Source organism: Rothia sp. HMSC065D02 (assembly GCF_001815285.1).
Lineage (GTDB): Bacteria > Actinomycetota > Actinomycetes > Actinomycetales > Micrococcaceae > Rothia > Rothia dentocariosa.
The window spans coordinates 1-268 of sequence record NZ_KV820069.1 but is presented as its reverse complement, the minus strand read 5'-3'; the positions used below and the strand labels follow the sequence as shown (position 1 = coordinate 268).

Sequence of the window (268 nt, the reverse complement as noted above, 5' to 3'; positions counted from 1 at the left end):
GTGGGATGACGTCTTTTTCCCGGTTGTTTATGTGCGGGAGGATGGTGTTTTAGAGCGGCAGTTGGAGTTGTTGCGGCAGGCTGGGTGGAAGATTATTGAGCTTTCCTGTGAAAAGTTTTTAAAGTCTTCAGGCTCTGAGGAAGATGCCATGGTAGTTTTTGAGGCTATTGAGTTTCCGTATGAGATTCCTCGGTTGCCGGATGATTGGATTCATGAGTATCTTGAGGATTTGCATTGGTTGGATTTGAGTCAGGGGTTCTTTTTTGTT

General features: G+C 45.1%; 1 pseudogene. It reads left to right on the top strand.

The features are described 5' to 3' along the window. Positions 1 to 268: pseudogene (locus HMPREF3016_RS01260) on the top strand (hypothetical protein); the annotation flags it as partial.